This is a genomic window from Amycolatopsis sp. SID8362 (assembly GCF_010550475.1).
GTDB lineage: Bacteria > Actinomycetota > Actinomycetes > Mycobacteriales > Pseudonocardiaceae > Amycolatopsis > Amycolatopsis eburnea.
The window spans coordinates 1-3,771 of the sequence record NZ_JAAGNB010000933.1 but is presented as its reverse complement, the minus strand read 5'-3'; the positions used below and the strand labels follow the sequence as shown (position 1 = coordinate 3,771).

Annotated in this window: 3 protein-coding genes and 2 pseudogenes; 4 read left to right on the top strand and 1 reads right to left on the bottom strand. The window is 71.3% G+C overall.

Translation table 11 applies throughout. The features are described 5' to 3' along the window. The 4 genes and pseudogenes from G3I65_RS29170 to G3I65_RS29155 all read left to right on the top strand — a co-directional run. Positions 1-282 (top strand): annotated as a pseudogene (locus G3I65_RS29170) (alpha/beta hydrolase); the annotation flags it as partial. A gap of 84 nt (positions 283-366) precedes the next feature. Next, complete coding sequence (locus tag G3I65_RS29165; RefSeq protein WP_160698942.1) at positions 367-1,242, top strand: LLM class F420-dependent oxidoreductase; 876 nt, start codon at positions 367-369, stop codon at positions 1,240-1,242. A 97-nt stretch (positions 1,243-1,339) separates the two neighbouring features. Continuing rightward, complete coding sequence (locus G3I65_RS57585; protein WP_239071516.1) at positions 1,340-2,689, top strand: hypothetical protein; 1,350 nt, start codon at positions 1,340-1,342, stop codon at positions 2,687-2,689. Between the two features lie 198 nt (positions 2,690-2,887). Next, positions 2,888-3,541, top strand: coding sequence for a GTP pyrophosphokinase family protein (locus tag G3I65_RS29155; RefSeq protein ID WP_160698941.1), 654 nt, complete (start codon positions 2,888-2,890; stop codon positions 3,539-3,541). On the opposite strand, the pseudogene G3I65_RS29150 reads toward G3I65_RS29155, so the two are convergent. Continuing rightward, positions 3,538-3,771 (bottom strand): annotated as a pseudogene (locus G3I65_RS29150) (TetR/AcrR family transcriptional regulator C-terminal domain-containing protein); the annotation flags it as partial. The gene G3I65_RS29155 and the pseudogene G3I65_RS29150 overlap by 4 nt on opposite strands.

The following is a 3,771-nucleotide window of genomic DNA, read 5'->3' as shown; positions in this document are numbered from 1 at the left end:
ACGCACGTCCGCGCGGCGGCGGCGCTCGCGGCCCCGGCCGACTTCACGGACTTCCGCGGCGTGGACACCCTGACGCGGGCGTCGGTGCTGCTGGCACTGGGCCGCTCCCCGGCGACCCTCCGGTCGGCGAGCCCGCTGACGTACCCGGCGGCGGGCGCGCCCCCGTTCCTCGTGGCGGGCGGCCGGAAGGCGGCGGAGTTCGCCGAGCACCTCCGGCAGGCGGGTGTCCCGGTGACGACGGCTCCGGATGTCGCCGCGTTCTTCACGACGGCGCTGCGCTGAGCGGGCGCCGGGCACGGCTTGACCTGGAGCGCGCTCCAGGACCTAGCGTGGGGTCACTTCGACCGCACGTCAGGAGAACACCCCATGGAACTCGGTTTCCACCTGCCCATCTTCGACATCGACGGCGGCCCCGCCGCCATCGCCGGCGAGCTCGCCAGGGTGGGCGCCGCGGCGGAGGAGGCCGGTGCGACCTGGTTGTCCTTCATGGACCACTACTTCCAGATCGAACCGACCGGCCTCCCCGCCGAGGCGCACATGCTGGAGGGCTACACGACGCTCGGCTACCTCGCCGCGCACACGTCCCGCGTCGAGCTCGGCCTGCTGGTCACGGGCGTGACCTACCGCCACCCGGGCCTGCTCGCGAAGATCGTCACGACCCTCGACGTCCTTTCCGGCGGCCGCGCGGCCCTCGGCGTCGGCGCGGCCTGGTTCGAGCGCGAGCACCGGGGGATGGGCGTGCCCTTCCCGCCGATCGCCGAGCGCTTCGAGCGGCTGGAGGAAACGCTGCGCATCTGCGGCCAGATGTGGGACCCGGCGGCGAACGGCGCGTTCGAGGGCAAGCACTACCAGCTGGCGGAGACGTTGTGCTCGCCGCAGCCGCTGCACCGCCCGAACGTCATGATCGGCGGTTCGGGGGAGCGCAAGACACTCCGCCTGGTCGCCCAGTACGGCGACGCGTGCAACCTGTTCGGCTCGTCGCCGGAGGACGTGGCGCACAAGCTGGACGTGCTGCGCCGCCACTGCGACGACGTCGGCCGCGACTACGCCGCGATCCGCAAGACGATGCTGGCCAACAACCCGCGCCCGACCCCGGAAACCCGCGACGACTTCGTCCGCTCGATGGCGGACTACGCGAGACTGGGCATCCAGACGGTGATCGTCACCCCGACGACGGGCTCGCCGTCGACGTGGATCGAGGGCATGGCCCCGGCGGTCCCGCAGCTGGCTTCGCTCGGCTAGTCCACAAAGGACTCTCGGGTCGTTTCCGATCCCCGTGAACCACTCGGCCGCTTCCGCCGTGTGACTGGGTGAGGTGGCGACCCGAGAGGAGGGGCTGATGCCCCACACGCGCACAACCGGACGACACCGCAAACCGGCGACGATCGGGCTGGTAGCGCTACTGGGAGTCGCGGGGGCGACCGCGACGGCGATCGCCCTCAGCAGCCCGGCGAGCAACGCGGCGACCGAGAGCTGTGGTGGTCTGGACACGGCACTGCAGAACAACCTGACGTTCATCGCGGGCCAGCAGGCCGCCCCGGACGCCCAATCGGCGGCGCGGATAGCCAACCGCCAGGCGGTGGTCCAGCAGATCGAACAGCGGCGCGAGGCCGCGGGGTGTGATGGAAAGGTAGCGGCGAACGCGGCTGCGGCCGAGTGCTCGGCGGTGGTCGGAGCGGCGGATCAGGCCGAGGCGGCCGGGAACGGCGGAAAGGCCAAGCGGCAGGGCAAGGCCGACGAGAACGGCATGGCGGCCGGGGAGAACGGTGCGGCCGGGCAGGACGGTGCGGCCGGGCAGAAGGGGATGGCGGCTGAGCAGGACGGTGCGGCCAGGCAGGGCATGGCGGCCGGGCAACAGGGCATGGCCGCGCAGGACGGCATGGCCGGGCAGGACGGTGCGGCGGCCGAGAAGAACGGCATGGCCGACCAGCAGGGCAAGGCCGGCGAGAACGGCAAGGCCAAGCAGAAGGGCAAGGCCGCGGGCAAAGCGGCCGAGAACGGCGCGGCCGACGAGCAGAACGCCGCCGACCAGAACGCGGCGGCCGCACAGGCCTGCGCAGTGGTCGAGAAGTGCGTAGCGCAGGCCGCCGGGGCCGACGGCATGGCCGACCAGCAAGGTATGGCGGGCCAGAACGGCGCGGCCGACCAGAACGGTGCTGCCGAGCAGAACGGCATGGCGAACCAGCAGGGCATGGCGGGCCAGCAGGGTATGGCCGAGCAGAACGGCATGGCGAACCAGCAGGGCGCGGCCGGCGAAAACGGCATGGCCGCCCAGCAGGGCATGGCCGACCAGAACGGCATGGCGAAGCAGAACGGCGCGGCCAAGCAGAACGGCATGGCCGACCAGAACGGCATGGCCGACCAGAACGGCATGGCCCACCAGAACGGCGCGGCCAAGCAGAACGGCATGGCGAACCAGCAAGGCGCGGCCGACCAGAACGGCATGGCCGCCCAGCAGGACGCGGCTGCCCAGAACGAGGTCTCCGCACAGGACTGCGCGGCGATCCTCGACTGCGTAACCCAAGCCACCGCCGACCAGTCCGCCGCCGCCACCCAGCAGGGCATGGCCGCCGAGCAGAAGGGCAAGAAGGCCAAGGCCCAGGCCGCCGAGCAGACCGCCGCGGCCGCCGAGAAGTGCGTCGCGGCCCAAGCGTCCAAGGCCACGGCCACCGCGACCGCAGGCAAGTAGCGGCACAAAGCGACCCTGCCGAGCGAAAGACCCGGAGGGTGAGCACCGGTGGCGGGCCGGTGCTCACCCTCCGCCAACCTAAAACCGAGAACACCCGAACCGGTGACCCGCGGGAACTCCGGCCCGTCGCCGATCGTTCACCAAACAGAGCGCAGTACCCTGGCACCCGCAAGCGACCGACGACAGCACGAGGCTTCAGTGACCACCGACCCGGCGGCCGAGGACGCTTCCCTGCGTGAGGCGGCCGATGAGCTCGCCGTCGCCGGGCAGCTCCCGCGGTTCCTCCTGATGTACAAGTTCGCCATCGAAGAGCTGATGACGAAGCTGCGGATCCTCAGCGAGGAGTTCGACTTCGTCCACCAGCACGACCCGATCGAGCACATCACCAGCCGGGTCAAGCGGCCCGAAGCGATCAAGGAAAAGGTGCACCGCCGCGGCCTCGGGAGCGACTGGGTGTCCGCCGCCGGCGCGCTCGACGACATCGCCGGGATCCGCGTCGTGTGCCCGTTCGTGTCCGACGTCTACGAAGTCGCCCGGATGCTCACCGCGCAGGACGACGTCGAGCTGCTGCGCACCAAGGACTACATTTCACAACCGAAGGCGAACGGCTACCGCAGCCTGCACCTCATCGTCCGCATCCCGGTTTTCCTCTCCGACCGCGTCGAAAAGGTCAAGGTCGAGGTCCAGCTGCGCACCATCGCGATGGACTTCTGGGCGGCCGTCGAGCACAAGCTGTCGTACAAGTACCGCGACAGCGTCCCGCCGGACTTCGCGGGCGAGCTGTCCGCGGCGGCCAGGACGGCGGCCGACCTCGACGCGCGGATGGCCGCGCTGCACGAACGGATCCGTTAGAGCTCGCTCAGGGCGTCGAGCAGGATCCGCAGCCCGAATTCGAACTCCGCTTCGTGGTCGCACACCGCGAGGTACGGCGCCGCCGCGGAAACGGCGGGCAGGCCGGACGCCGTGAGGTCCGCGAGCCGCCCCGGGTCGCCGGTCCTGCTGAACGTCGGGGCGGCCTCGACCTCCCGCATCAGCGTGCCGATCAGGAACGCCAGCACCGCCCGCAGCCCGTGCACCGCGCG

Bases quoted from the DNA above. Each gene is read 5' to 3' on its own strand.
- G3I65_RS29165 (WP_160698942.1), top strand. From the start codon at position 367: ATGGAACTCGGTTTCCACCTGCCCATCTTCGACATCGACGGCGGCCCC.
- G3I65_RS57585 (WP_239071516.1), top strand. From the start codon at position 1,340: ATGCCCCACACGCGCACAACCGGACGACACCGCAAACCGGCGACGATC.